The 24,776-nt window shown below is 59.0% G+C and carries 27 protein-coding genes and 1 pseudogene; 13 read left to right on the forward strand and 15 right to left on the reverse strand.

The features are described from left to right. The gene (locus tag LQ231_RS20330; protein WP_230173572.1) at positions 1-678 is read left to right on the forward strand and encodes an RraA family protein; all 678 of its coding nucleotides are present in this window, start codon (positions 1-3) and stop codon (positions 676-678) included. A gap of 183 nt (positions 679-861) precedes the next feature. After that, positions 862-1,203, forward strand: coding sequence for a hypothetical protein (locus tag LQ231_RS20335; RefSeq protein WP_230173575.1), 342 nt, complete (start codon positions 862-864; stop codon positions 1,201-1,203). Between the two features lie 170 nt (positions 1,204-1,373). On the opposite strand, the gene LQ231_RS20340 is transcribed toward LQ231_RS20335, so the two are convergent. The 5 genes from LQ231_RS20340 to LQ231_RS20360 form a co-directional block, all read right to left on the reverse strand. Beyond that, positions 1,374-2,159, reverse strand: a complete 786-nt coding sequence (locus LQ231_RS20340; protein WP_230173577.1) for an ABC transporter permease — start codon at positions 2,157-2,159, stop codon at positions 1,374-1,376. Then, a complete protein-coding gene (locus LQ231_RS20345) occupies positions 2,156-3,337 on the reverse strand; it encodes an ABC transporter permease (protein ID WP_230173580.1) in 1,182 nt (393 codons plus the stop codon). Before LQ231_RS20345 ends, LQ231_RS20340 begins: the two co-directional genes overlap by 4 nt. Next, a complete protein-coding gene (locus LQ231_RS20350; RefSeq protein ID WP_230173582.1) occupies positions 3,334-4,398 on the reverse strand; it encodes an ABC transporter ATP-binding protein in 1,065 nt (354 codons plus the stop codon). The genes LQ231_RS20345 and LQ231_RS20350 overlap by 4 nt, the downstream gene beginning before the upstream one ends. 105 nt (positions 4,399-4,503) lie before the next feature. Beyond that, complete coding sequence (locus LQ231_RS20355; protein ID WP_230173583.1) at positions 4,504-5,544, reverse strand: ABC transporter substrate-binding protein; 1,041 nt, start codon at positions 5,542-5,544, stop codon at positions 4,504-4,506. Between the two features lie 118 nt (positions 5,545-5,662). Then, positions 5,663-6,211 carry a cupin domain-containing protein gene (locus LQ231_RS20360; RefSeq protein ID WP_230173584.1) on the reverse strand — a complete coding sequence of 183 codons (549 nt, stop codon included), beginning with the start codon at positions 6,209-6,211 and terminating at the stop codon, positions 5,663-5,665. 180 nt (positions 6,212-6,391) lie between these two features. On the opposite strand from LQ231_RS20360, the gene hisD reads away from it, so the two are divergent. Then, entirely contained in the window at positions 6,392-7,690 is a 1,299-nt protein-coding gene (gene hisD / locus LQ231_RS20365; RefSeq protein ID WP_230173585.1) for a histidinol dehydrogenase, read from the forward strand. A 202-nt stretch (positions 7,691-7,892) separates the two neighbouring features. On the opposite strand, the gene LQ231_RS20370 is transcribed toward hisD, so the two are convergent. Continuing rightward, positions 7,893-8,663: an alpha/beta hydrolase gene (locus tag LQ231_RS20370; RefSeq protein WP_230173586.1), complete on the reverse strand. Its 771-nt coding sequence runs from the start codon at positions 8,661-8,663 to the stop codon at positions 7,893-7,895. Between the two features lie 169 nt (positions 8,664-8,832). Between LQ231_RS20370 and LQ231_RS20375 the strand changes: the two genes are divergently transcribed. Next, complete coding sequence (locus LQ231_RS20375) at positions 8,833-9,828, forward strand: AraC family transcriptional regulator (protein WP_230173587.1); 996 nt, start codon at positions 8,833-8,835, stop codon at positions 9,826-9,828. Between the two features lie 450 nt (positions 9,829-10,278). Here the strand turns inward: LQ231_RS20375 and LQ231_RS20380 are convergent, their stop codons facing one another. From LQ231_RS20380 to LQ231_RS20420, 9 genes and pseudogenes are all read right to left on the reverse strand, one after another. After that, a complete protein-coding gene (locus LQ231_RS20380) occupies positions 10,279-10,476 on the reverse strand; it encodes a type IV secretory system conjugative DNA transfer family protein (protein WP_230173588.1) in 198 nt (65 codons plus the stop codon). A gap of 135 nt (positions 10,477-10,611) precedes the next feature. Then, positions 10,612-11,112, reverse strand: a complete 501-nt coding sequence (locus LQ231_RS20385) for a hypothetical protein (protein ID WP_230173591.1) — start codon at positions 11,110-11,112, stop codon at positions 10,612-10,614. Between the two features lie 159 nt (positions 11,113-11,271). Continuing rightward, the gene (locus LQ231_RS20390; protein WP_230173593.1) at positions 11,272-11,694 is read right to left on the reverse strand and encodes a type II toxin-antitoxin system VapC family toxin; all 423 of its coding nucleotides are present in this window, start codon (positions 11,692-11,694) and stop codon (positions 11,272-11,274) included. Further along, positions 11,691-11,957, reverse strand: a complete 267-nt coding sequence (locus tag LQ231_RS20395) for a type II toxin-antitoxin system Phd/YefM family antitoxin (RefSeq protein ID WP_230173595.1) — start codon at positions 11,955-11,957, stop codon at positions 11,691-11,693. Before LQ231_RS20395 ends, LQ231_RS20390 begins: the two co-directional genes overlap by 4 nt. A 94-nt stretch (positions 11,958-12,051) precedes the next feature. Further along, positions 12,052-13,187: pseudogene (locus LQ231_RS20400) on the reverse strand (tyrosine-type recombinase/integrase). A gap of 56 nt (positions 13,188-13,243) precedes the next feature. Beyond that, on the reverse strand, positions 13,244-14,386 hold the full coding sequence (locus tag LQ231_RS20405) for a tyrosine-type recombinase/integrase (protein WP_230173597.1): 1,143 nt from the start codon (positions 14,384-14,386) through the stop codon (positions 13,244-13,246). Continuing rightward, positions 14,383-14,787 (reverse strand): type II toxin-antitoxin system VapC family toxin, encoded by a 405-nt coding sequence (locus tag LQ231_RS20410; RefSeq protein ID WP_230173598.1) that lies wholly within the window; start codon positions 14,785-14,787, stop codon positions 14,383-14,385. The genes LQ231_RS20405 and LQ231_RS20410 overlap by 4 nt, the downstream gene beginning before the upstream one ends. After that, on the reverse strand, positions 14,784-15,041 hold the full coding sequence (locus tag LQ231_RS20415; RefSeq protein WP_230173599.1) for a type II toxin-antitoxin system VapB family antitoxin: 258 nt from the start codon (positions 15,039-15,041) through the stop codon (positions 14,784-14,786). Before LQ231_RS20415 ends, LQ231_RS20410 begins: the two co-directional genes overlap by 4 nt. Positions 15,042-15,615: 574 nt before the next feature. Continuing rightward, the gene (locus LQ231_RS20420) at positions 15,616-16,533 is read right to left on the reverse strand and encodes a LysR family transcriptional regulator (RefSeq protein WP_230173600.1); all 918 of its coding nucleotides are present in this window, start codon (positions 16,531-16,533) and stop codon (positions 15,616-15,618) included. A 247-nt stretch (positions 16,534-16,780) separates the two neighbouring features. On the opposite strand from LQ231_RS20420, the gene LQ231_RS20425 reads away from it, so the two are divergent. The 9 genes from LQ231_RS20425 (at position 16,781) to LQ231_RS20465 (ending at position 24,681) form a co-directional block, all read left to right on the forward strand. Further along, entirely contained in the window at positions 16,781-17,737 is a 957-nt protein-coding gene (locus LQ231_RS20425) for a dihydrodipicolinate synthase family protein (RefSeq protein WP_230173601.1), read from the forward strand. A gap of 24 nt (positions 17,738-17,761) precedes the next feature. Then, the gene (locus LQ231_RS20430; RefSeq protein WP_230173602.1) at positions 17,762-18,310 is read left to right on the forward strand and encodes a 3-hydroxyanthranilate 3,4-dioxygenase; all 549 of its coding nucleotides are present in this window, start codon (positions 17,762-17,764) and stop codon (positions 18,308-18,310) included. Positions 18,311-18,372: 62 nt separating this feature from the next. After that, on the forward strand, positions 18,373-19,542 hold the full coding sequence (locus LQ231_RS20435) for an ABC transporter substrate-binding protein (protein WP_230173603.1): 1,170 nt from the start codon (positions 18,373-18,375) through the stop codon (positions 19,540-19,542). A 96-nt stretch (positions 19,543-19,638) separates the two neighbouring features. Continuing rightward, positions 19,639-20,553: a branched-chain amino acid ABC transporter permease gene (locus LQ231_RS20440; RefSeq protein ID WP_230173604.1), complete on the forward strand. Its 915-nt coding sequence runs from the start codon at positions 19,639-19,641 to the stop codon at positions 20,551-20,553. A 3-nt stretch (positions 20,554-20,556) separates the two neighbouring features. Beyond that, complete coding sequence (locus LQ231_RS20445) at positions 20,557-21,528, forward strand: branched-chain amino acid ABC transporter permease (RefSeq protein ID WP_230173605.1); 972 nt, start codon at positions 20,557-20,559, stop codon at positions 21,526-21,528. Then, positions 21,525-22,280: an ABC transporter ATP-binding protein gene (locus tag LQ231_RS20450; RefSeq protein ID WP_230173606.1), complete on the forward strand. Its 756-nt coding sequence runs from the start codon at positions 21,525-21,527 to the stop codon at positions 22,278-22,280. The genes LQ231_RS20445 and LQ231_RS20450 overlap by 4 nt, the downstream gene beginning before the upstream one ends. Continuing rightward, the gene (locus tag LQ231_RS20455; RefSeq protein WP_230173607.1) at positions 22,274-22,975 is read left to right on the forward strand and encodes an ABC transporter ATP-binding protein; all 702 of its coding nucleotides are present in this window, start codon (positions 22,274-22,276) and stop codon (positions 22,973-22,975) included. Before LQ231_RS20450 ends, LQ231_RS20455 begins: the two co-directional genes overlap by 7 nt. Further along, complete coding sequence (locus LQ231_RS20460) at positions 22,962-23,768, forward strand: aspartate dehydrogenase (protein WP_230173608.1); 807 nt, start codon at positions 22,962-22,964, stop codon at positions 23,766-23,768. The genes LQ231_RS20455 and LQ231_RS20460 overlap by 14 nt, the downstream gene beginning before the upstream one ends. 16 nt (positions 23,769-23,784) lie before the next feature. Next, complete coding sequence (locus LQ231_RS20465) at positions 23,785-24,681, forward strand: alpha/beta hydrolase (RefSeq protein WP_230173609.1); 897 nt, start codon at positions 23,785-23,787, stop codon at positions 24,679-24,681. The last annotated feature ends 95 nt before the right edge of the window (positions 24,682-24,776 follow it).

The following is a 24,776-nucleotide window of genomic DNA, read 5'->3' on the forward strand; positions in this document are numbered from 1 at the left end:
ATGACTTACGGATTTCGTATCAAACTGAACTGGGATCGTATCGATCCGGCACTTGTCGAATCGTTCAAAGCCCTTCCGGTCGCAAATGTCAGCGATTCCATGTCACGTATATGCGGGCTTGGCACGGGCATGCGGCCGATGCACCGGTCCGGCAATCTCGCAGGCACGGCCTTGACCGTCAGAACGCGGCCTGGCGACAATCTGATGCTGCACAAGGCGATCGACATGGCGCAACCCGGCGACATTATCGTGGTCGATGCCGCTGGCGACATGGCAAATTCCCTGATGGGGGAACTGATGCTCGCCCATGCAATCCGGCGCGGCGTCAAGGGTTTCGTGCTGGATGGTGCAATCCGCGATGCCGAGGCTTTTCTGGAACGGAATATTCCCGTCTTTGCGCGCGGCGTGACTCATCGCGGCCCTTATCGGACTGGCCCCGGCGAAATTGGCTTGCCGATCGCGATCAACGGCACGGTCATCGAACCCGGCGACTTGATCCTTGGCGACATCGACGGCGTTGTCTGCGTTCCGAAGGCGGATGCAGCCGCGATTTTCAAGGCGGCGACGAAGAAACACGAAGCTGAGACGAAACAGATGGCGGAGACCGAGGCTGGCGTGGTCAATCGTGAATGGGTCGACAAAGTCCTCAAGGAGGCGGGCTGCGAGTTCATCGATTAGCTGTTGGTCGAGAGGCAATGAAGCCCGGCTGCAACGCGCCAATGCGATCGGTCCAGGCTGCGTAATCAAACGTCAAAAGCCAAGCTTCGTTTAAAGGCGTGTGCGACATTCATTTCCGTCGACTTCCCGTAAGGACAATGCAAGAAGGTTCGCATCGAACTCGTACGTGTTTGGGGACAGAACATGAATTTCAATCGCGCCCGCCTGGGCTTTGTTGCAGCTTTCAGCATCGTGTGGAGCGGACCGCTATCCAATGTTTCCCATGCCGCAGAGTTTTCATTTACCGCCACCAACACCACCTCCTCGGCAATTACCGAAGTACTGGTGTCCGAAAATAGGAGTGACTGGGGTTATTTTGACATTGGCGCCGGCATCAAGCCCGGTGCGACTGCAAATCTCGTGTGGGACCAAAGCACGAATAGCGATAGCTGCGCTCAGTGGGTGAAGGCGACCTATGCAGACGGCAGTGAATCGGAACCTGCCAAGTTCGACTTCTGTGAGGACGGGCTCGAAATCGATTTCTGAGCCTTTCCACGCAACGGAAAGTCTTGTTTTTCGGGTAGTTCAGATAGGCGATCGGTCACAAATGAACAGACCGGGTCGCAACAGAAGAAGGCCGCGCCCGGAGGCGCGGCCAGGTGGGCCCGCCTCTTGGCGTACGGGCCTGGGATCACGCTTTGCATCAAACCTTTTCGCTATGCGCGCTGGGTCCTCCTTTGAGCCAGCAGCGCCAGACCAGCGATGACGACAGTTCCAATGATGAAGAGGAATGCGGCGGCAGCAATTGCCGGGCTGATATTCTCCCTGATTGTCGAAAACATCTGGCGCGCCACAGTTCGCTGGTTTGGTCCGGCGACAAACAAGGTCAGGACGACTTCATCCAAGGACGTGGCAAAGGCGAACACTGCACCGGACACAATGCCGGGCATGGCCAGGGGTAAAGTCACGCGCTGCAGGACAACCGCGGGCGACGCGCCAAGGCTTGCTGCGGCATTTTCCAGGCGACGATCGATGCCCTGAAGCGCGGCAGTCACGTTGACGACAACGAATGGGATCGCGATGACAGTGTGAGCAATGATGACGCCCAGATACGTATTGGCGAGGCCATATTGAGCGAACATCAATTGCATGCCGACGCCGAGGACGACCGCAGGAACGACCATCGGCAGCAGAAATACCATGCGGAAGAAGCTGAACAGCAGCGACACGGAATTCCCGCGCAATCCGAGAGCTGCAATTGTCCCGAGAATGGTTGCGAGCGCTGTCGTTCCCGTTCCAATCAGCAGGCTGTTGACGATCGACCGACGCCAGGCGTTGGCAGTGAACAATTCGTGGAACCAGCGAAGCGAAAACCCGGGAATCGGGTAATTCAGGAAGACGCTGTCGGTGAAGGCAAGCGGAAGAATGGCGAACAGGGGAGCCATCAGGAAAATGATGACCGCGGTTCCAAAGACTGCTTTGCTGATGGGAAGCGCCTTCATGTGCGGACCTCCTCCGCAGAAAGACGAAGGTAGACGACATAAAGCATCATGGTTGCCGCCAGAAGCACGATACCAAGAGCGCCGGCCATGCCCCAGTTCGCAGCACCTGTTGCATAATAAGCGATCACCGAGCTGATCATCTGGTCTTTGGCCCCGCCGATAAGTGCCGGGGTGATGTAGTAGCCGAGGGCGCTCATGAAAACGAGCAAGGCTCCTGACACCACACCGCGAAGGCTGAGTGGAAGCAATACAAGCAGGAATGCTCTGACCGGTGGCGCCCCGAGCGATGCTGCGGCAGGCATCAGGTTTTTGGGAATGCCGATCAGGACGCTGAAGATTGGCAAGACCATGAAGGGAAGCAGCACGTGGGTCATCGCGATCACCACGCCGAGCCGGTTAAAGATCAACGGGACCGGGCCATCTGTCAGACCGAGCGTCTGAAGCGTCAGGTTGATCAGCCCATTGTCCTGCAGGATGATGTACCAGGCAGCGGTTCGCACCAGGAGCGACGTCCAGAGCGGGAGAAGTACAGCGCCCAGGAGGAGCTGGCGTTTCCAGCCGCTAGTTGACGCGGCAACCATCGCAAATGGAAGGCCGACTGCTATACAGCAGAGGGTCACGACACCTGCCATGATCATGGTCCGGAAGAGCGTCGTCCGATTGGCCGATGTGCCGACCGGCGCATTGACAATGTGACCATTGACATCACGCTGCAAATCGACAGCCGCGAGCAGGTTTCGATCCGTGAGAGAGGCACTTGCCGCGTCTTGGATGGCGATCCAGAAAGCGGGGTCCGCCCACCGCTTGTCGACGGACACGAGATCGGTCAGATCCTCATTCTCGGTGACAGCGTTGCGCGTCTTTGTCATCAGCGTGCGAAAACCGGACTTTGCGCTGTTCAGCCGACGCACCAGATCGCCGAAAAGCTCGTCATCGGTGATATTTCGGATGTCATTGGCGAATGCTTGTTGTGCATCAGCGGGAGGCACGCTTGCGCGATCCCATTTGGCCAACGCTTCAGAAACAGTCGGCAGCGCCCTGGACGCGACGGGATCGGATACCGCCGTCTTCATCATGGTCAAAAGAGGAGCGACGAAGAAAAAGATCAGAAAGAGAGCAAGCGGCGCGATAAGCGCGAAGGATTTCAGGTGTTTAGAGGACCATAGACCCTGGCTCATGAGACAATCCAGCAGTGTTCGGGGCCAAACGACACAATCGTATCCTGCCCTATCTGGGGCGTCGTCGCCTGGCGCCTCGCCTTGACAACCAGCGGTCTGCTTCCGGCGTCCGCTTGGACCTGAAGGTGGTCCCCGTGGTATACAATGTCGGTGACCTTCACCTTCAGTTCGTTGTGTCCCTCGCCGGACAGCCCAAGCTCTATACGTTCCGGGCGAACCGAAACTTTCACGTGCTTACCTGATTCCAGTGCGGTGTCTGACGACACCCTGATCGCGTGGCCGCCTTCTAGAATAACGTTCAAAACGCCATTGGAGGACCCGGTGACCTTGCCGCTCAAGAGGTTTGTTTCGCCGATAAATTGTGCGACGAACTGGGTCTTTGGACGATCGTAGATTTCGGACGGGCCGCCAATCTGCTCGATCTTGCCGTGATTGAAGATCGCGATCCGGTCCGACATTGTCAGGGCCTCAGACTGGTCATGGGTGACAAACACAATCGTCAGGCCAAGGCGATGATGGAGATCGCGGATATCCATCTGCATCTGTTCGCGCAGCTTCTTGTCGAGAGCGCCCAACGGCTCGTCCATCAGGACGACTTCCGGTTCGAATACCAGAGCGCGAGCGAGCGCCACGCGCTGCTGCTGGCCGCCCGACAATTGGATCGGCCGACGGTCGTGGAAAGCGCCGAGCTGAACCATGTCGAGAACTCTTGTCACGCGTTCCACGATTTCACGCCGGGAAACACCGCGCATTTTGAGCGGAAACGCGACGTTGTCCACCACTGACATATGCGGAAACAAGGCATAGTTTTGAAAGACAACGCCCATGTTGCGCTTATGGGGTGGCAACGCGTCGACACGTTTTCCACCGACGGAAATCGCACCACTGGAGGGATTTTCGAAGCCGGCCAGCATCATGAGAAGTGTCGTCTTGCCGGACCCGGACGGCCCCAGCATGCTGACAAACTCCCCCTTGCCGATAGACAGGTCAAGATTGTCAACGACGGTCATGATGCCGAACGCTTTGCTGACTTTGTCGAACTTAATAAATGCGTCGCTCATAATGACCTACGTTCGTTTTGATAACGCATCCTGCCCTCCCGCATCCGAAGAATGCTCCGTTGCCCACAATGGGCAACGGATATCATGGCGTGCGTGCGCTGGCGCTTATTGAGCGAGCCAGGCGTTGAAGCGCTGCGTCAGCTCTTCCGAGTTGTCGGTCCAGAAATCGACATCAAGCGCAATCGCACCGCTGATGTTTTCCTCAGTGGTCGGAAGTTCTTTCTGGAACTGTTCAGGCACAAGCTTCGTCGCACCGAGATTCGGTAGACCGTAAGCGATGAATTCAGGAAGCTTTGCCTGGTTTTCGGCCTTGCTGGAGTATGCGATGAAGTCCATCGCTGCGTCTTTGTTCGGGCTATCCTTCAGGATAACCCAGCTGTCGATAGCGTAGACGCTTCCCGGGAAAACGAAGCCAAACTTCTTGCCCTCCGAGCGATTGATTCCGCTGATGCGACCGTTGTAGGCGGACGTCATGACAACCTGGCCGGATGAAAGGAGCTGGAGCGGTTGTGCCCCGGCATCCCACCAGATGATGTCTGCCTTGAGTTCGTCGAGCTTCTTGAATGCACGGTCAATGCCGCCTTCGCCGCTCAGGACTTCATAGACTTGTTCCGCGGGAACGCCGTCAGCCATCAGGGCGAATTCGAGAGCATATTTGGGGCCTTTGCGAAGGCCACGCTTTCCCGGAAACTTCGCGGTGTCCCAGAAATCGGCCCATGTCTTGGGGCCTTCGGCCAGCTTTTCGCCGTCATAGGACAGACCTGTCGACCAGACGATATTGCCAATGCCGCATTCGCTGACGGCTGCAGGAAGGTATGTATCCTTGCCGCCCAGCTTGTCCCAATCCAGCTTTTCGTAAATGCCGTCGGCGCAACCAAGGGCCAGTTCTTCCGCCTCGACTTCAACGACATCCCAGTTCGGGACTCCTGCCTTCACCTTCGCTTGAAGAACACCGTAGCCACCATCCCAGCTCTCATCGAGAACCGGCTTTTTGGTTTCAGCAGCAAAAGGTTCAAAGAAGATTTTTCGCTGGGCATCCTGGAAATTTCCACCCCAGGACACAACAGTGAGATCACGGGCCTGCGCCCCGAAACCACCCGCCGCAAGGACGGTGGATGCAATGACAGCAGCTTTCAAAATTTTCATAGGACGCTCCCCTTTGTGTTGTCGACCGACCACTAGCAAAGCACGTTTCAAAACTTTGGGAAGCGGCATTGGCAGGCATGGTCACTATACTCACCAGTGGTGAGTGGATTGGCCATCCTCAATAGGTGGGCGGTGTTATGGCGCTAAGGATCTCACTTTGCCCGTCGTGAACGTTGCGGAAACGGTGAGGCAAGCGGCTATCGAAATAATAGCCATCACCGGGTTTGAGCACTTTCTTCTGATTGCCGACGGTGATCTCGACCTCACCGGAAAGCACCATGCCTGCCTCCTGGGCCGCGTGGGTGAACTCTTCCCCTGTATCGGCTCCAGGTGCATAACGCTCATGTAGCATCAAAAGCTGTCTATTCGGATGATCGAGCCCGACAACGCGATACGAGATTGTATCAATCTTTCCAATCTCAACGAGGTCCGCTGACGCATAAAATGGCGAATATGGCAGGCTTGATTGCAGATCGGAGAAGAAGCCAGGGAGCGTTGTTCCCAAGGCATCGAGGACCGCTCCCAGCGTATCGACGGATGGGCTCATCTTGTCACGCTCGATAAGCGAAATCGTGGAATGGGATATTCCAGAGCGGGCTGCCAGCTCTCGAACGCCCAGATCGCGGCGGCGGCGAAGTTCACGAAGCTTGCTACCAATTTTTGGCATCGGTCAGTTCCCTGATTTCATCTGGTGGCTGAAAATGACACCGGATATCCCATGGGGATACCGAACGCTGCCGAAGATCAACTCCAGTGGTGAATATAATGAACAGATGGTTTGTGAGCAATTGCGGGGCCGCCCACCTTGGCAGATGTTGGCGCCGATCATCCCACACAGGAGGTTTTGATGACGTCGCGTCTCGATGCGCTGAAAGGCAAGTTTATCCAGATCAAGCAACCGACACGAGATGCCGTCTCAGATACGGCTCCAGTCGAAAAGACCGTCAAGGACATTATTGCAAATGTCCGTGAGCGTGGCGATGCCGCCGTGCGCGAATATTCCGTCGCCTTCGACAAGGCTGAGGTGACCAATTTCGAGGTTAGCCAGGAAGAGAAGCTCAAGGCTGTCGCCGATCTCGATCCACAGACCCGCGAAGATACCGAATTCGCCATCGCGAATGTACGCCGGTTTGCCGAGGCGCAGCTAGCGACCATCCTTCCATTGGAGATTGAGGCGCTTCCAGGTCTGCATCTTGGCCACCGGGTCATTCCGATTGAAATTGTCGGCTGCTATGTCCCGGGGGGGCGCTACCCGCTGCTGTCGGCGCCTGTCATGACGATTGTTCCCGCCAAGGTTGCTGGATGTGACCAGGTCATCGCCTGCCTTCCACCCAATGCACACTCTGCAATGATTGCAGGCTGCCATCTGGCCGGTGCGGACCGCATTTTCCGCGTCGGTGGCGCCCAGGCAATTGCTGCAATGGCCTACGGAACCGAGACCATTCCGGCAGTCGACAAGATTGTTGGTCCGGGTAATGCTTTTGTGAATGAGGCCAAGCGACAGGTCTTCGGACAGGTCGGTATCGACCAACTGGCAGGGCCGAGCGAAATCTTTATCGTTGCAGACGAAACAGCAAATCCGGCTACCTTGGCGACCGATATGCTGGCCCAGGCCGAGCATGACGTCCGTACCCGCGTCGGCCTGGTCACGACCGACCGCCAGCTTGCACAAGATACGATCCGGGAAGTCGAAAAGCAGCTTGAGACCTTGTCGACCGCTCCCGTCGCCGGCGTTGCATGGAGGGACTACGGCGAAGTCACGGTCGTTGAAGACGAAGAGACGATGATCGCCTACTCGGATTTCATTGCAACGGAACACCTACAGGTGCACACACGCGATCCGATGGCTATGGCCAAGAAGCTTCGCAACTATGGTTCGATCTTCATCGGTGAACTGGCAAGCGTCGTCTATTCAGACAAGTGCAGCGGTACGAACCACACACTGCCTACCATGGCGGCCGGTCGCTACACCGGTGGCCTTTGGGTCGGATCATACGTCAAGATCGCTACTCACCAATGGCTGGACGAGCGTGGTGTCGCAGCAGTCGCTCCGGCAGCTGTCCGCCAGAGCGCCACTGAACAGCTGGAGGGGCATCGCCGGGCTGCAGCCCTGCGGCTGAGCGCAAAGCAACTCGCGGCGGAATGAAATAGAAGAGGCGGGTTTAACCCGCCTCTCATTTGTTAAACGGCAGCACGACTTTGTCGAAGCTGTTTCGAAGGCCAGATCCTGAGCAGATCAATAGCGCACTCAAGCCTCGTGTACCCCCCGCCCTCAGAGAAGTTCAGGGGCACACGATATTGCGATGGTGGCGCTGCCATAAAGTTGGCGGCGGCGTCGAAGCACGCGATTACTTAGCCCCTGCGGCCGCTTCGATGACCGCGGCGACTTCTGCGGCATGCGAGGCAAGCGACGCGTGGCTACCTTCAACCTTCGTTACGTTGGCCTTGATCCGCTCTGCGAAGAAGGCCTGGGCATGGGGATCAAGGACGAGGTCCTGCGCGCTCAGAACGTACCAGCTCGGCTTGTCATGCCAGGCGGCGACTTCGGCCGGAGCATCGAAGGCTGTGTGGTTGATCGGCATCTGGTGTGCCGCCAGGTGCTCGCCGATCTCCTTGGGCAGGTCGCCTGCCACGGCGCTCGGGAACACGGCGGGGTCAATGGTGAGATAGCCCTTGGCGTCGGGCCGGATCGCCTTGACGCCAGGTGTGGCGGGGCCACTCGCTGCCAGCGCCGAAATTGTCTCGCCCTTGTCTGGCGCAAACGCCGAAACATAGACCAGCGATGCCACTTTCGAATGGTTGCCGGCTTCCCCGATGACAACACCGCCCCAGGAATGACCGACGAGTACGGCCGGGCCGTCCTGCGCATCGAGGACCGCATTGGTGGCGGCGACATCGTCTGAAAGCGAGGTCAAGGGGTTCTTGACGGCCGTAACCTTGAAGCCCTTGGCGGTGAGGATGGCGGCGACACCATTCCAGCTGGTCTCATCGACGAATGCGCCATGCACCAGCACGATGTTCTTGATGGTCGGTGCGGGCAGAGTGGTCTGGGCGAAGACCGGGGCAACGCCCAGGATGGTCGTGGAAAGCATGAGGGCGGACATGAGGAGGGTTTTCATTGTGGTACTCCATTGATAGCGCGTCGGCGCGGTTGATTTCAGCTCGGATAATCTGCAATGTTCTGGGCACTCGTCCCGCCGAAGCTGAACAGTCTGATGTCTGTCGGTAGGATGTTGAGCGGACTGCATATTTCGTTCTGAAGACCTCTCGAATTTAAGGAATGCTGAGATGGAAGACCATGACTGGAACGCCGCAAGGCATGCCTCATCGTCCGGGTTTTCTCCCATGCTTGCCTCACGCGTCGATCTGTTGTCCCAGATGCTCGACCTGGTGAGACTGCGTGGCGAACTGGTATTCTCCGCGGAGCTGAACCATCCCTGGGCGCTGCGCTTCGAACCAGGATCAGCCTATTTTTTCGTGGTTCTGGAGGGCAGCCTGACCGTTCGGGTCGCCGGTGAAGTCTCAATTAATGCGATTGCCGGTGACCTGATCATGCTGCCACGCGGCGTTGGGCATATCCTGCTTGATGGCAGCGATGTGATTGCGGCGAATGCCGGTCTCCTGATGCAGGAGCAGTTCACGGCCGAGCGGCTGGGCCTGCGCCATGGCGGCAATGGCGAGCAGACCAAAGCCATCGGTGGCGTATTTCATTTCGAGAGCGCATCCGTGCCATGGGTCGTCTCGGCGCTACCGGCGGTGATCCATATTGAGAAGTCTGGTGGCCAGACCGGCGGATGGCTTGAGGGATTGGCTCATTTCATGATGATGGAATCCCAGACGGTGCATCCAGGCTCGTCCGTCATGATCTCCCGCCTGATCGACGTACTCATCATCCGCGTCATTCGAACCTGGGCGCAGACTAGGAACGCGAGCGATACAGGATGGTTGGGAGCGTTGGCGGATCCTCGCATCAGCCGCGCCCTCAAGGCCATACATGACGAACCATTCCGTAAATGGAGTGTGGTCGATCTCGCGCGTGCGGTTGGAATGTCCAGGTCCAGTTTTGCCGAACGGTTCTCTGCCCTGGTCAAGGAAGCGCCGTTGTCCTACCACAATCGGTGGCGGCTTACTCTGGCACATGGGTTCATGCGGCATGCCAATGCGCGTGTCAGCGATGTTGCCAGAAAGGTCGGCTACGAATCGGAGGCGGCCTTCAGTCGAGCGTTCAAAGCTCAGTTCGGGATTCCTCCGGTGGGCGTAAGGTCATCAGAATCTAGCCTGTGATATAGGCGCCCATTGCAGGTGGTCGTATTGGAGGGACTCGAATTCGAGGAAAACAGCCGGTTAACACCCTTTGGGACAAACTCCCAATTCATAAAAATCAAGGTTTTAGAAAATTCGGGGGCACACTATTTTCGGCCATTGTTGATCCGCTTTTTCCCCCCGTTTTCCATCAGGAGAGGCGCGTATGAAGCGGTTCGCGTCCATTCCGTGAAGTTAAACTCCGGCGTATCCTCGATGGCGTAGCTCGCCTGCTCGTAGAAACCGGTCTGCTTAAGGATATGGGTTGCAAGGATGTCACGCAGATTATTTGGCCCCTGCGGTAACTAGCCCTTGATGCTTCCGCGTCCTGTACAGGGATTGCAAATTCCATACCGAACCCAGACAGTGATAAGGCAGCACCGTTCATCCCGGCCACTCTCTGTCGGTTTGGTTCTGGCTCCCATTTCTCTCTCATGGCGGATCAAAGGCCCCCTTGAACTCAGGATCGGCGAAGTAGCGCAGATTGCGAACGCGCGCCGGCCGCTCTCCCTGTCGAAGCAGGATCAATTGGTCCGGGTCCAAGCGCATGATCTCATCAGGATTGATGAGGTCGCGCGCCGAGATGTGCTCGGACGAGGAGTGCTTTCCCTCGCTCCAGGAGCGGGTCATGTGTGGCTTTTACTTACCGATTTCGGTTGAAGCGATAAGCGGAAATCCTGCCCTTGGTTCTCGAGCTTGCGGTTTCAACAGAGAGCAGGGGAGGGGAGTCTATCCGGGTGATATCACTATTGATGAGCCCGTGATTTACCACCGAGGATCCGGCCATTCGGCATTTTCCCAGCCCGCGAATTCTGTCGGAGAGATCAGGTTCTTTTCGCCGTTCTTTAATCGCATAGCGTAGAGGCGGTCATACATCGGATCGAAACTCGAAAGGAGCTGCGCAAAGCCGGCCTTCCGCTCAGCCTTCGTCCATGAGCAAAAGATTGCCCCTCTACTGTCGATCATGTCGAACACTTCAGACTGTGCCCGATCAAGGCGCTGCCAGAGATCGACGATATGCCCCGCCTGCGCACCAAAATCCTCGCGCAACGCATCTTCGATGACGGCCTCCAATGCGTAGGCTATGGTTTGTGTCTTGGCAGTGTGATTGATGAACGCGAGAGATTGCCTCAGCAGCCTTTGCTGCAACATAAAGACAGGCCACAATATCTGGACACCATATCGGACGCCGATTTCTGCAATGTGTTTTGGCGGCTGAATAACCTCGCGCTGCCGCTCATATGCTTTGCGCACATCGTAGGCCAACCCTTCACAATCGGCGAGCGCTCATTCACGTCATGGACGACTTCATGCAGCTAGGTCAGGGACGTGTAGTCCCCGACGAGCAGGATCCCGGCGTGATTTTTGAGCAAGCTGTAGGAGAACACCGAGACCAATCCTTTCAATCGACAAACAAGAGCCTGATCAGTCCACCCATGGGTCAATGATGTCTATTCCAAAGCCTTCGAAATCCTTGATGTTGCGCGTCGCAAGGGTCAACTGGTGAGCGATGGCTGTGGCGGCAATCAGACCATCCATCGAGGCAAGCCCCAGACCACTTCGCTTGGCAAGTGCCAGGAGATCGCCCCAGGCCAAGGCGACAGGCCCTTCCACCGGAATAATCCTGCTTTCGAAGCGTTGAGGCAGATCATGCGCCAGCCATTCGTTCAGGGCATCGCGTTTTCGCCCACTATCCATCAACGCAATGCCGCGACGAATTTCAGCAATCGACACGATGCTGATGAAGGTGCGGTCCTCGTCCAGTCCGTGGAGCCATTTCAGAACACCTTCATGGGGACGAGGTTTCGTAACTTCAGACAGAACATTCGTATCAAGGAGCAGTCTCATAGCGACAAGTCACGTGGCTCGTCGTGTTGCCGCTCAATATCCAGATCGGCACCACGCAGAGGAGATGCCAACAGAAACTCCGCGAGCGATCCCCTGCGCGCAGTCTTCTTCTGCCACTCTTCTGCAGAAACGACTACCACGCTCGGCTTTCCGCTGCGGGTAATCGTCTGAGGTGCGGATTGCGCTCGCTCCATGACTTCCGAAAGCTTTGCCTTCGCTCCGGCGACCGTCCAGCTCATATCATCATGCGTTGATGCTTGCATCGCTTCACCTATAACCAAAATGACTATAGTGACTATAATGCGTGCGGGGTGTTTCTGCAAGCGCGTGGTCGGACCATGTAGGGGAGGGGGGGAATTAAAGCCCTGAAGCCTTGGTCAGATTTACGCGGAAGCGGTCGCGCCGACGTTGGTATCTACGGGTCATCTCAGCGGAAGCATGGCCCAGCTGTTTCTGGACGTAGCGTTCGTCGACTTCGGCAGAAGAAGCAAGGCCGGCACGAAGGGAATGACCGGAGAACTTAAACGCACGCTCGATCTCGCTGAGATCACCCCGAACGCAAGCCGCCATCGCGGACCGCTTCACCAGTCGAGCCACTTCCTTGTCATTCAGCTGTTCTGACCCAGCCGCCTTGCCTTGTCCCGTAACCCGCCGGAAGAGGGGACCGTGCGCAAGCTTGGCGAACTTGACCCAGGTCTCGATCGCGACGACCGGACAGGTGGAGTCTGAAGAACCGCGGCCAATTTCGACTTCCCGCCATCCAGTTTTACCGCGCAGGGTGACGAGCATTCCATTAGTGAGGATTACGATCCAGCCGCGCCCATCTTCGGTCTGGTCTGCCTTCAGATCGAGGCCAACGATTTCGGAGCGCCGAAGACCACCGGCAGAGCCGATGAGCAACATGGCACTGTCGCGCAGCGAACCGCCATCAAGCGTCGAGACCATGGCGATGATATCCTCTGCCAACACCGCTTCCTTCTGCACGGGCGGGCGGGCATGGCTGTTGCGGATGCCGGCCATGACGGTTGCGATATGCCTGTCCTTGCGGGCGAGCGAGAGTCCGCGCCGCGCATAATTCCAGGATAGGGTGGAAAGGCGGCGCTCGATCGTGGAAACAGAGTTGGCCTTGCCGCCGCGTGAAGGCATGCCCGCTGCACTGTCGGAAGCGCGGGCTGTGATGTAAAGTCCGACGGTTTGCGGATGCGGGGGGAGGGGAGCCAGATTGGACCGCCGGCACCACGCGGAGACGTGCTTCCAGTCGGCGGCGTAGCTTTGCGCGTATTGGCGGAACTGGCGGCTTCGACATAGCTGCGGGCTCGGTCGGCAAGGCTGGCAAGATGGGCTGGTGTCTGATCCTCAAGGACGAGATAGGGGAGGGGGCTGTCGTGCGACACCTCCGGCGCGGAAACATCACGCTCAGGCGCTGTGCTGATAGACGGCGCTGGCGTCTTCTTCACGGAATTCTCGCTGTTCTGCTCAATGATTTGGGCCATTTCTCTATAATGAGGAATATGTCCGATAATGAAATATTATCAGTCGCTTATCGAGGCTAGAGTAGACGGGCTGCCCGACCGTTTCGCCGAGCTGGGCTGTTACAATAGCTGGACGCCTGCTGGACCGATCGATGTCGGGATTGCTCCATGGCCTCAGGAAGCGGTACGCCGCGATTGGCTGCCTCCGTCAGATATCCCGACCGAAGGCCATGCGCCGAAAACTCTTCCGCATCCAATCCAGCCATCGCCACCCGCTGTTTGACGATTCCGTTGATCGCTCCCGGTTCCAGCGCGCGCCTGGAAACATTGCCCCAGCGATCGACCTTCCGAAAGACGCTCCCCGTTTCGATCCTGGCAACCGCAAGCCAGGCGTTGAGCGCGTCCACGGGCCGGCCCGTCAGATAGACCACCTCATCGTGTTCCGCCCCGGACGTTTTCGTGCGGCCGAGTTGGATAGCGACCGAGGGGAGAGGAGGGCCATCGGGTATGTCGATCGGCGTCTCGAACGTCAGTTGATCAACCCGAAGACCAGCCATCTCGCTGCGTCGGCGGCCGCCGGAGGCGAAGCCCACCATCAGGATTGCCCGGTCGCGGATGTCGCGCAGGCTGTCCGTGCTGCAGGTTGCGAGCATTTTGGCCAGGACATCGCCGGTCACTGCCTTGGCGCTTTTGCGTTTCCTCGGCCGCGGGGTGGCGCGCACGGCAAGGCGGATGGCTGACTTAAGGGCAGGGGAGGAAAAGACGCCCGTGAGCCCGCGCCACTTCGTCAGGGTCGACCATGTCGCGAGACGACGCCGAACCGTATCGGGCGCATGTGGACCGGACGATCGAAGGAAACGTTGATCGCGCAGGCTTTGCTCGACATCGGCCGGCATGCCGTGAAGAGGGTCGATGTCGCGCTGGTCGGGCTGCCACAGATGATGCGCGACAAATTTCAGCAGCATAGCCTCTGGCGCTGGCCAGGGGAGGGAGGCGCCGGTTGCGGCCAGAGACCAGGCCTGCAGATAGGCAAGATCGGAGGTAAGCGCACGCAGCGTGTTTTCGCCCATGCCTTCGTTGACCAGGTGACGGAGAGTCTCGACATCCTGATCGGTAAGGAGTTCGGCAAGCTCGTCGCGCCGGTCGATCGGCAGGACGGCGGCGATCGTGTCGAGTTGTTCGACACGGCGAGTAACGGGCTCCCGGTGAGAGCCTGTCATACCATAGACGACGCAGGGTGGAGTTTCAGATCCGTTTGACCAAAATCCCGTCCTTTGAACAGCAAGGGCGCCCTGGCAACCGCTGCCACCGCATAGGAGAAGCAGTCACCCATGTTCAAGCTGGCCGGGTGGCGTCCCTTTCCAAATTGGTCAAACGCTATCTCCGCGGCGTGATAATGCCGCTCGCCAAAGACGACCGTCGTGACATTCGGCAGTTCGGTAAGCTGCTTGATAATTGCTGCAGCGTTGGGAAAGCTTCTACCCGTCAGCACCATACGGGCCTCCAGGAGGGTGGGCCATCCGATCAAAATCTCCTCTCGACCGACAAGCGAATGGAAGAGTTCGGCTTCCGGCTCATTCAACGACGTTGCCAAGATAACCGAGGTATCGATGGCGATCATATCGGCAGGCCGTGCTCGTCGTAGAAGTCGTCGTGGGCAGAGGTGATGCCAGCGGGCACTGAGCGCCGGCCCTCGGCCATGAGTTCCCACAAGGTATCGGCGGGGGTCTGCGCCTGTTTCTCACGCAGTTCCTGATCATAGTGTTCAAGCGCCAGTTCAACGAGCCGATTGATCGGCTGACCGGTGCGGCGCGCAAGCGCATGCGCGAGATCTCTTGCCTTCGCGCTCCGTATGGAAAGCTGCGGTTCGGACATGGTGTTCCTCATTGGAGGGTGGGCTCAAACATAGCGTTTGCGAGGTCAGATGGCAAGGCGCTGCAAAAAGATGGCTAACCATCGATAAGAGGTACTTATCGGAGGTGAGCCACCGCGAGCGCATTTATGAGAAGTACGGAACGCTAAGCTGCATATGGGTTCGCTTAACAAATCATTAGCCATAAATTGAATGTCACGATCTCGCGAAATAGCCCATCCAGAGCCTGCTGCGGCCGATTTCTGCGGCAGGGGTCGCTCTTGCCCGTCTCGACGAGCGCATCGCTCGCTCTCCCGTCGGGAGGGTTTTCTCGAGCGCTCGCATTTCCTCGATGCGCATGCCTCCTTGTGCGTAAATGACTGACGTGGCGTTTTCGGTCTCGTGCATATTGCCATCGGACGGAAAACACCCTGATTCCGTGAACCATAAATGCAACTGCTTTAGCTTCAGGCGCGTCAGGGCGCGATTGACGATGCGACTATGGCTTGTGGACGATCCGTAACTCCCGCCAGGCAGGGACCTGCAGCATTCCACGGCTGCTGGATCAGGGGAGTAGTATTGTTGATAGGGCCGATATCACAGGATTTCCGGTACCATTTCCCGCAGAATGCGGCGCAGCAGCGGGCGAATGGCGGTCGTCGCAGGCGAAGCTGTTCGTTCGCGCGCCGTGATCACGCTGACCTGGCGGGTGATTGCCGGATTGGAAAGCGGTCGGGCGACGATGCGACGGCCGTTCAGCGCCGCGAAGGCATAGGTGGGCAGGACCGCAAGACCCGCCCCACTTTCGACCAACGAAAGTGCGGTGTGGATCTGGTGCACTTCCAGATGCGGTCGCAGTGGCAGACCCGCGGTCTCGAAGCCGATCTCGGTCAGCAGGCGAATATTGCTTTCCCGCGTCAGAGCCACAATCTTCTGGTCATACAAGGCCTTCCAGTCGACCTCCTCAAGCGACTTGAAATGATGGTCGGGCTCGAGGAAAACCATGAGCCGGTCGCTCAGGATCTGCTGACGGTCCAGCCCTTCCTCGTCGGCGCTGAACGTGCCGACACCGATATCGCATAAGCCGTTGCGCACGCGAGGAGCGATCAGGTCGGTCGCCACGTCCTCGATACGCAGTTTCAGGTTCGGATAGAGTTTGGTAACTTCCTGCAGAAGACGCGGCAGCACGGTCGCGCCCAACAGCGGCGGCGCGGCGATACGCACCTGCCCCATGCGCAGCTGGCTCAAGTCGCGCACCGCTTCGGCGGCACGCTCTATTTCCGCCAGACCGGGCAGCGCTCCGGCCGCGAAGATCTGACCGGCCTCGGTCAGTTCCACCCGGCGCGTGGTCCGATCGAACAGGCGTGCCCCAAGCAGCGCCTCAAGATCGCGTATCGCGTGCGACACACCCGCTTGGCTCGTGTGCAGGCGCTCCGCCGCGCGCGAGAAGTTCCCGAGCTCCACGACGGCCTGGAAGCTCTTGATCTGACGTAAATTGGGCATCGGCTGATCCATGCTGAAATTAGCATGAATATATGCTCAATCCACAGGTTCTTGAATAAAAAAATCTGCTGCTTAATGCGTTTGACAAGAAAACTTTTCCGGGCAGTCATCAGATGTTTTCAGCCTTGACAACCTCTTGCAATGACGGGGAAACGCTGCCGCAAGGGATGGCGGCGAGCTGTGCCGGGACCATTTGCCGCGCGCTTTTTTCGTTTTGCGCGCGAATCCGGCCGCCAAACCGGACTATTGAGGAGAACGCATGAAATACGACCGCAAAGACGCCAAGGCCCATTCTCGCGCCACGATGCGCGGCATCTGGGCCGCCGCCAATACCCCGTTCCGCGTCGACGGCGCCGTGGACGAAGACGGTTTCCGCCGCAACATGGACCACTGGATCCACGATCTCGGCATCGAAGGCCTGTTCATCGCCGGCAAGCAGGGCGAATTCTTCTCCATGTCCGTGGACGAGCGCAAGCGGCTGTTCGACCTCTCGGTCCACGCGGCAGATGGTCGGGCACAGACCATCATGTCCTGCTCCGACCAGAACATGGACGTGGTCATCGATCTAGCCAAGCATGCCCAGGCTTGCGGGGCGGACTATATCGTCGTGCACGCGCCGGTGCTGAACTTCTTCAAGGCTCAGGACGAGACCCTGACCCGGTATTACGAAACCATCGCCTCGAAGGTTGATATCGGCATGGCGCTTTGGTCGCATCCCGACAGCGGCTACCTGATGAGCCCAGAGCTCTGCAATCGCCTTGCCGACATCGAGACCGTGGTGGCCATCAAGTATTCCGTGCCGCGCGAAATGTACAAGAAGCTCACCGCGCTCGCAGGCGACCGAATCCTGGTGTCCACCGCTTCGGAAGCGGAATGGCTGGACAATGTACTGGAACTCGGCTGGCAGCTCTATCTCTGCTCCTCGCCCCCCTACACCATGCAGACCAAGGTGGATCGGCGAATGCGCGAATATACCGAGCTTGCCTTCGCCGGGAAGGCTGCGGAGGCCCGGGCCATCAGTGCCAGCCTCCAACAGGTCCGCGAAGCCTTTCGTCTCAGCAAGCCGGCTGAGAAGCCCAATGCACATCAGAAATACTGGCAGGAACTGCTCGGCCAGGTTGGCGGGCCAGTGCGTGCCCCGCTGCTGGAATTGACGGAAGACGAGAAGCGGGCGACCCGCGAGGCTTTCAAGACCTGTGGTCTGAAGCTGGCCTAAGCATCTACAACGAGAGGAAGGGTCATGGCAAAACTCAGTGCATTCAATCTGCAGAAATGGATCGACGAGCACCGGCACCTGCTGCAGCCGCCCGTGGGCAACCAGCAGATCTGGAAGGATGCTGACCTGATGGTGACCATCGTCGGCGGTCCGAACCGTCGCACGGACTATCACGACGATCCGGTCGAGGAATTCTTCTACCAGCTCAAGGGCGATATGCTGCTGAAGCTGCATGACACCACGACCGGCGAATTCTACGACGTGCCGATCCGCGAGGGCGACATCTTCCTGCTGCCGCCGCACATGCGCCATTCGCCGCAGCGTCCTCAGGATGGTTCCATCGGCCTCGTTATAGAGCCCGCCCGCCCGGAAGGCCTGCTGGATGCCGTCGAATGGTACTGCTTCGAATGCACCACGTTAGTGCATCGCGCCGAGGTCGATCTGGAATCCATCGTCGACGACTTGCCGCCGATCTACGCCAAGTTCTATGCCGACGAGAAACTCCGGACCTGCCCGAAATGCGGAACGCTCCATCCCGGAAAAGTGCCGCCGGAAGGCTGGGTCGAGCTTTGAAAGCCTGCTCCGCAGCGTAACGGGAACGGAACGTCAATCCTAAAAGAACAATGGGGAACCCTATGAAACTCAGGAATACACTGCTCGCACTGACCTTCGCCTTGAGCGGCGCAACCGCAGCTCTCGCCCAGGACGCCGTCAAAATCGGCGTCATTACCACGCTGTCGGGCCCGGGCGGCTATCTCGGCCAGGACGTTCGCGATGGCATGAAGCTTGCCATCGACATGGAAGGCGGCAAGCTCGGCGGCGTGCCTGTCGAACTGGTCGTTGAGGACGATGCCAACAAGCCGGCCAACGGCCGCCAGATCGCCGAGAAGTTCATGGGCGACGAGAACATCAAGCTCCTGACCGGCATCATCTTTTCCAACATCGCCGGTGCCGTCGTTCCCGACGTCGTCGACAACGATGGCATCTACATCAGCCCTAACGCCGCGCCTTCGAATCTTGCGGGTGCGGAATGCAATGCTAACTACTTCGTGGTTCCGTGGCAGAATGACTCCTTGCACGAAGCCTCCGGCATCGCCGCGAAGGAACTCGGCTACAAACGTGCCTTCATCCTGGCGCCGAACTACCAGGCCGGCAAGGACGCTCTGAACGGCTTCAAGCGCATGTTCGGTGGCGAAATCGTCGGCGAAATGTACACCCAGCTCGACCAGACCGACTATTCCGCCGAAATGGCGCAGATCCGCGCTGCCAAGCCTGACGTGGTGTTCCAGTTCCATCCGGGCGGTCTCGGTATCGCGTTCCTGCGCCAGTATCAGCAGTCCGGCCTGCTCGGCCAGATCCCTATGGTGTTGTCTGAACCCTCCAGCGATGCCGTGGCCCTGAAGAGCCTTGGCGAAGCGGCTGTCGGCCTGCAGGTCACCTCGCACTGGAGCCCTGACTTCGACAACGCTGCCAGCAAGGAACTGGTGGCCAAGTGGAAGGAAACCTATCCGGGCCGCCCGCTCACCTACTATGGCACCCAGGGTTATGACGTCGCCCGCCTGATCGCCTCGGCCCTCAAAAAGACCGGCGGCATCGACGACATCGCAGCCTTCCGCACCGAACTCGCCAAGGCCGACTTCCAGTCCGTGCGAGGCAATTTCAGCTTCGGTCCCAACCAGCACCCGGTCCAGGACTGGTTCCTTCTCGAAGTGGTGAAGGGCCAGGATGGCGTGCCGACCACCAAGACCGTGCGTAAATTGGTAGAGAACTACGGCGACATTCACGCCAAGGATTGCAACCTTTAATCAGCGCGATGAGGCCCGGGCTTCGCCCTCGGTCAACCCCGGACTTTACCTTTTCGATCTCCGTCGACAGACGGGAAAGCGACGGAAGCGGCGCAGATGACTTTGATATTCGAACAACTGCTGAATGGCCTGCTCTACGGCATAATGCTGTTTCTGATGGCCGCGGGGCTGACGCTCATCTTCGGCATCATGGGAGTCATAAACCTGGCCCACGGTGCGCTCTACATGGTGGGCGCCTTCATTGGCACCTGGGTGGCTAGTGCGACAGGAAGCTTCTGGCTCGGGCTTCCCGCTGCATTGGCGGCATCGACCCTGACCGGCATCGTAGTGGAGCTGAGCGTGATGCGACGGCTCTACGGCCGCAGCCACCTGGATCAGGTGCTAGCAACCTTTGCGCTGATCCTGATATTCAACGAAACCACCGTGCTTTTGTTCGGCCGCCAGCCGATCTTTATGCAATTGCCCGAGGCGCTGGCCCAGCCGATAGAGCTCCTTCCGGGCCTGCTCTATCCGCCATTCCGCCTGCTGATCATCGTGGCCGGCCTGCTGGTAGCACTCGGCCTCTACCTGTTGATCAATCGCACCCGGATCGGCATGCTGGTGCGCGCGGGATCGACCAATCGCGACATGGTTCGGGCCCTCGGGGTCAACATCAACCTGCTCTACACCGCGATCTTCGGCCTGGGATCCCTACTTGCGGGGTTGGCGGGCTTCATGATGAGCCCGGTGCTTGCCGTACAGGTCGGCATGGGTGAACAGATCCTGCTTACCACGTTCGTCGTCGTGGTCATCGGGGGTGTCGGTTCCGTGAAGGGCGCCTTTGTCGCCGGCATCACGCTCGGCGTGCTCGATACGGGGCTGCGCGCCTTCGTCCCGGGATTGCTGCGCCAGGTCATGGCAGGCGCCGACGCGGATGCGCTCGGTGGAGGCCTTGCCGCGATGGGTATCTATCTGCTGATGGCTATTGTCCTACTCGTCCGGCCCAAGGGCCTCTTTCCGATGAAGGGTTGAGACATGCGCCGACCGGTCCTCTATCTTCTCCTGATCGCCTGCCTCGCCGCCCTGCCTTTGGTCGCGCTGACACTGCAGCAGCCGGCATTGCCGAGCCTCGTTGCCCGCGTGATGATCTATGCCATTGCCGCAGCCAGCCTAAACCTGGTCCTCGGCTACGGCGGCATGGTGTCGTTCGGCCACGCTGCCTTCTTCGGCATCGGTAATTATGTCGTTGGCATCCTGTATTTTCACAAGGCGGAAGGCGCGCCTCTGCTCGGCTTCATTCCGGGGACAGACCAACTGCTGCTCACACTTCCGGCCGCAGTGCTGGTTTCCGGGCTGCTGGCACTGGTGATCGGGGCTTTGGCGCTGCGCACCGGCGGCGTGCAGTTCATCATGATCACGCTTGCCTTCGCCCAGATGCTGTTTTCCTTCTTCGTCTCGCTCAACGGCTATGGTGGCGAGGACGGTATCATCGTGCGCAACGCCAATACGCTGTTCGGCCTCAGCCTGCGTGACAAGACGGCAATGTATTACGTGATCCTGGTCGTGGCCGTGCTGTATTTCATCTGGCTCAGTCGCATCATCGGGTCCTCCTTCGGATCGATGCTGGCAGGTATTCGCCAGAACGAAAAACGCATGACCTCGCTCGGCGTCGAGCCCTTCCGCTACAAGCTCTATGCCTTCGTGCTTTCGGGCATGGGTGCCGGCCTCGCAGGCGCGCTGATGGCCGTATTCATGCGTTTCGCCAGCCCCGATACGCTTGCCTGGACCAAGTCCGGCGAGCTGATGATTATGGTTATCCTTGGCGGCGTTGCCACTTTCATCGGTCCGATATGGGGTGCAGCAGCATTCCTCATCCTGCAGACCTACCTCGCCAGCTGGACGGAGCATTGGCAACTGGTGCTCGGTATCCTGCTGCTCATCGTCGTGCTCGGCACCAAGGGCGGCATATCAGGAGCCTTCTCCCGTTTTGGAAAGGACGCGGCATGACCACGCTTCTCAAAACAGAAGGGCTGATAAAGCGTTTCGCCGGACTAACTGCAACCGACAACGTGACCTTCGAGCTCGAGGAGGGGCATATCCATGCGCTGATCGGCCCGAACGGCGCCGGCAAGTCCACCCTTATCAACCAGCTCTGCGGCAACCTGCTGCCCGATAACGGCAAGATCCTACTCGGCAGCCAGGACATCACGCGCCTTGGTCCCGCCGCACGCGTCGCTCTCGGGCTTGGCCGCACCTTCCAGGTGACCAGCCTGCTCGGCGAGTTCACCGTCCGGCAAAATCTCGGCGTGGCGGTGCAGGCCCGGCGTGGCCACAACATGCGCATTCTCGACAGTCTTTCGAGACGCAGCGAGGTATGGGAAGAGACCGACCAGCTTCTGGCGGGAAGTCCCCTCGGTAGTCGTAGCAAGATCGTCGTCGACGATTTGTCCCACGGCGAACGCAAGCAGCTCGAACTGCTGGTTTCCCTTGCTGGACGGCCCAGTGTGTTGCTGCTCGACGAGCCGATGGCCGGTCTTGGCCATGTCGAGAGCCAGGAAATGGTAGAAGTGCTGAAAACCCTGCGTGGCAAGGTGACGATCCTGCTTGTAGAACACGACATGGATGCCGTGTTCGCGCTTGCCGACCGCATCTCCGTTCTGGTCTATGGTCGCGTCATCTTGACCGGCAATGCCCAGGACGTCTCCTCCAGCGCCGACGTGCGTGAGGCCTATCTTGGAACCGAGGGTGAACTATGCTGAGTGTTCAGGGACTTCAGTCCGGCTATGGCCACAGCCAGGTGCTGTTCGACATTTCCCTCGAAGTGGGGCAGGGCGAATGCGTCACCCTTATGGGTCGCAACGGCATGGGCAAAACCACCTCGATCAAGACGATCATGGGACTTGTCGGCGCCCGCGGCGGACGGGTGATCATTGGCGGACGCGAAACGACCGGGCAAACACCGGAGCGGGTCGCGCGGCTCGGGGTTGGCCTGGTGCCGGAAGGCCGGCAGGTGTTTCCCACGCTGACGGTGCGTGAGAACCTGATCGCGACGGCTGCAAACCGTCAGAAGCGCGGCGACAGCTGGACGCTGGAACGCATCTACGAGCTTTTTCCGCGCATGCGGGAACGCGCGGAGCAGGCAGCCGGAACGCTATCCGGTGGGGAGCAGCAGATGCTCGCCATCGGCCGCGCGCTCATGACCAATCCGTGGCTGCTGATCCTCGACGAAGCGACAGAGGGCCTGGCACCGGTGATCCGGGCCGAGATCTGGGACGTGATTGGTAAGCTACGCGCCAACGGTCAGTCAATCCTGCTGATCGACAAGAACCTCGCGGTACTCAAGCGTCTGGCCGACCGGCATTACATCATCGAGAAGGGCCGAACCGTCTGGTCCGGCGGTGGTGACGATCTCGACCGCGACTATGAAAAGGTACAGGGCTATGTCGGCGTCTGAGCCAGTCTGCCTTGTCGGCTGGGGCGCCATCGGCCAGCGTGTTGCCGCCCTTCTGACCGAATGCAAAGCTCCCTTCTGTATTGTCGCCGTCGCCGTGCGCGATCCCGGGCAAAAGCGGGAGGGTTTGCCTGAGGGAGCGCGGCTGATCTCAGCCCCATTGGATCTGACTCACACGGGGGCCAGCCTGGCGGTCGAAGTTGCCGGCCGCGCGAGCGTGCTGCCTTTCGGACGCGCAGCGCTGGCCGCAGGCATGGATTTCGCCGTTTCCTCCACATCAGCCTTTGTTGATGACGCCGTGTATTCGGAATTGATCACGCTCGCGAAAAGGCAAGGCCGCCAATTGCTGGTACCTCCCGGCGCGCTAGGTGGCATCGATGCACTTGCGGCCGCATCCCGGCTCGGACTGGCGTATGTCGAGCACCGCATCGTCAAGCCGGCCCGGGCCTGGCTGGGCACGCCGGCGGAGCAACTGTGCGATCTTGAGGGGCTCGCAGCACCGTTCGCCTTCTTCGAGGGCAGCGCCCGCGAGGCGGCGGATCGATTTCCACAAAACGCCAATGTCGCCGTCATCACGTCGCTCGCCGGCATTGGCCTGGAACGCACGCGGATCACGCTGGTGGCGGACCCGGCCGCAATGCTGAACGCCCATGAAATCCGTGCCGAGGGAGATTTCGGCACGCTCGACATCCGCCTTCAAAACCGGCCGCTGGCCAACAATCCGAAATCGTCTGAAATGACCGCGCTCAACATTGTCCGGCTGATCGAAAACCGATCCGCCGGCCTGATGCTTTGAGCCCGAGGAGAAGCCCATGACCACGCTCACCGAGCAACTGGCAGCAGAGGGACAATGGCCTCGCGAGCAGCTGGACATCGACTACAACGCCCGTGCCACCGTAGGCGACCGCTTTGCGGACCAGATGCGGGCGTATCGCGAAACGTCCGATGAAGTGCGCGCGCCCTGGCTGAGCCACGCAGACATCGTTTATGATGATGACAGTGGCCAGGCGCTCGACATCTTCGGCGTAGATCCGGCCGGCGCATTACGGCCGGTTTTCCTTTTCATCCATGGCGGCTACTGGCGGGCGCTTTCAAAGAATGATTCCGCTATGATGGCCGGCACGCTGTCGCAAGAGGGCATCGCCACCGCCGTCATCGATTATCGGCTCTCGCCTGAAGTGTCGCTTGCCGAGATCGTCCGAGAAGTCCGCGCGGCATTGGCCTTCCTCTGGAAGAACGGCCGTGACTACGGCATCGACGCGGAGCGTATTCACATAGGTGGCAGTTCGGCTGGCGCTCATCTTGCCGGCATGCTGCTGGCGCGCGGATGGCACAGTACCTTTGGCGTGCCGGAAGACGTGGTGAAATCGGCTTTGCCCATGAGCGGGCTCTTCGATCTTGCTCCCATCGCCGCGAGCTTCGCGCAGGATTGGCTGTCGCTCGATGCGCAGTACACCGCAGAGCTCAGTCCGATCCGGCATGTGCCTGATATCGGCTGCCCCGTTGTCATCGCCTGGGCCGAAGGAGAAGCGCCGGGCTTCAAACGCCAGTCCAAGGCTTTCGCGGAGGCGTGGTCAAATGCCGGCTATGCAACGCGGATGCTGGAAGTGCCGGGTCGCAACCACTTCGATATCCTGATGGAACTCAGGGACGGCAACACGGCTCTGTCAAAAGCCCTGATTGGGCTCGTGAAGGGTAGTAGCGCCTGAAATTTCAACAATAATAGCATGCAGTGCACTGATGTTTTTTACGGCGAAGGCAGGTGTGTCCGTCGTGCGCTCAAGCTGCTGACAGCTCTATGAGC

The sequence above is a fragment of the Rhizobium sp. CECT 9324 genome (assembly GCF_918741265.1).
Taxonomy (GTDB): Bacteria; Pseudomonadota; Alphaproteobacteria; order Rhizobiales; family Rhizobiaceae; genus Allorhizobium.

Excerpts from the sequence above, each read along its gene's own strand:
- LQ231_RS20330 (WP_230173572.1), top strand. The coding sequence starts at position 1 with ATGACTTACGGATTTCGTATCAAACTGAACTGGGATCGTATCGATCCG.
- LQ231_RS20335 (WP_230173575.1), top strand. The coding sequence starts at position 862 with ATGAATTTCAATCGCGCCCGCCTGGGCTTTGTTGCAGCTTTCAGCATC.
- LQ231_RS20340 (WP_230173577.1), bottom strand. The coding sequence starts at position 2,159 with ATGAAGGCGCTTCCCATCAGCAAAGCAGTCTTTGGAACCGCGGTCATC.
- LQ231_RS20345 (WP_230173580.1), bottom strand. The coding sequence starts at position 3,337 with ATGAGCCAGGGTCTATGGTCCTCTAAACACCTGAAATCCTTCGCGCTT.
- LQ231_RS20350 (WP_230173582.1), bottom strand. The coding sequence starts at position 4,398 with ATGAGCGACGCATTTATTAAGTTCGACAAAGTCAGCAAAGCGTTCGGC.
- LQ231_RS20355 (WP_230173583.1), bottom strand. The coding sequence starts at position 5,544 with ATGAAAATTTTGAAAGCTGCTGTCATTGCATCCACCGTCCTTGCGGCG.
- LQ231_RS20360 (WP_230173584.1), bottom strand. The coding sequence starts at position 6,211 with ATGCCAAAAATTGGTAGCAAGCTTCGTGAACTTCGCCGCCGCCGCGAT.
- hisD (WP_230173585.1), top strand. The coding sequence starts at position 6,392 with ATGACGTCGCGTCTCGATGCGCTGAAAGGCAAGTTTATCCAGATCAAG.
- LQ231_RS20370 (WP_230173586.1), bottom strand. The coding sequence starts at position 8,663 with ATGAAAACCCTCCTCATGTCCGCCCTCATGCTTTCCACGACCATCCTG.
- LQ231_RS20375 (WP_230173587.1), top strand. The coding sequence starts at position 8,833 with ATGGAAGACCATGACTGGAACGCCGCAAGGCATGCCTCATCGTCCGGG.
- LQ231_RS20380 (WP_230173588.1), bottom strand. The coding sequence starts at position 10,476 with ATGACCCGCTCCTGGAGCGAGGGAAAGCACTCCTCGTCCGAGCACATC.
- LQ231_RS20390 (WP_230173593.1), bottom strand. The coding sequence starts at position 11,694 with ATGAGACTGCTCCTTGATACGAATGTTCTGTCTGAAGTTACGAAACCT.
- LQ231_RS20395 (WP_230173595.1), bottom strand. The coding sequence starts at position 11,957 with ATGCAAGCATCAACGCATGATGATATGAGCTGGACGGTCGCCGGAGCG.
- LQ231_RS20405 (WP_230173597.1), bottom strand. The coding sequence starts at position 14,386 with ATGACAGGCTCTCACCGGGAGCCCGTTACTCGCCGTGTCGAACAACTC.
- LQ231_RS20410 (WP_230173598.1), bottom strand. The coding sequence starts at position 14,787 with ATGATCGCCATCGATACCTCGGTTATCTTGGCAACGTCGTTGAATGAG.
- LQ231_RS20415 (WP_230173599.1), bottom strand. The coding sequence starts at position 15,041 with ATGTCCGAACCGCAGCTTTCCATACGGAGCGCGAAGGCAAGAGATCTC.
- LQ231_RS20420 (WP_230173600.1), bottom strand. The coding sequence starts at position 16,533 with ATGGATCAGCCGATGCCCAATTTACGTCAGATCAAGAGCTTCCAGGCC.
- LQ231_RS20425 (WP_230173601.1), top strand. The coding sequence starts at position 16,781 with ATGAAATACGACCGCAAAGACGCCAAGGCCCATTCTCGCGCCACGATG.
- LQ231_RS20430 (WP_230173602.1), top strand. The coding sequence starts at position 17,762 with ATGGCAAAACTCAGTGCATTCAATCTGCAGAAATGGATCGACGAGCAC.
- LQ231_RS20435 (WP_230173603.1), top strand. The coding sequence starts at position 18,373 with ATGAAACTCAGGAATACACTGCTCGCACTGACCTTCGCCTTGAGCGGC.
- LQ231_RS20440 (WP_230173604.1), top strand. The coding sequence starts at position 19,639 with ATGACTTTGATATTCGAACAACTGCTGAATGGCCTGCTCTACGGCATA.
- LQ231_RS20445 (WP_230173605.1), top strand. The coding sequence starts at position 20,557 with ATGCGCCGACCGGTCCTCTATCTTCTCCTGATCGCCTGCCTCGCCGCC.
- LQ231_RS20450 (WP_230173606.1), top strand. The coding sequence starts at position 21,525 with ATGACCACGCTTCTCAAAACAGAAGGGCTGATAAAGCGTTTCGCCGGA.
- LQ231_RS20455 (WP_230173607.1), top strand. The coding sequence starts at position 22,274 with ATGCTGAGTGTTCAGGGACTTCAGTCCGGCTATGGCCACAGCCAGGTG.
- LQ231_RS20460 (WP_230173608.1), top strand. The coding sequence starts at position 22,962 with ATGTCGGCGTCTGAGCCAGTCTGCCTTGTCGGCTGGGGCGCCATCGGC.
- LQ231_RS20465 (WP_230173609.1), top strand. The coding sequence starts at position 23,785 with ATGACCACGCTCACCGAGCAACTGGCAGCAGAGGGACAATGGCCTCGC.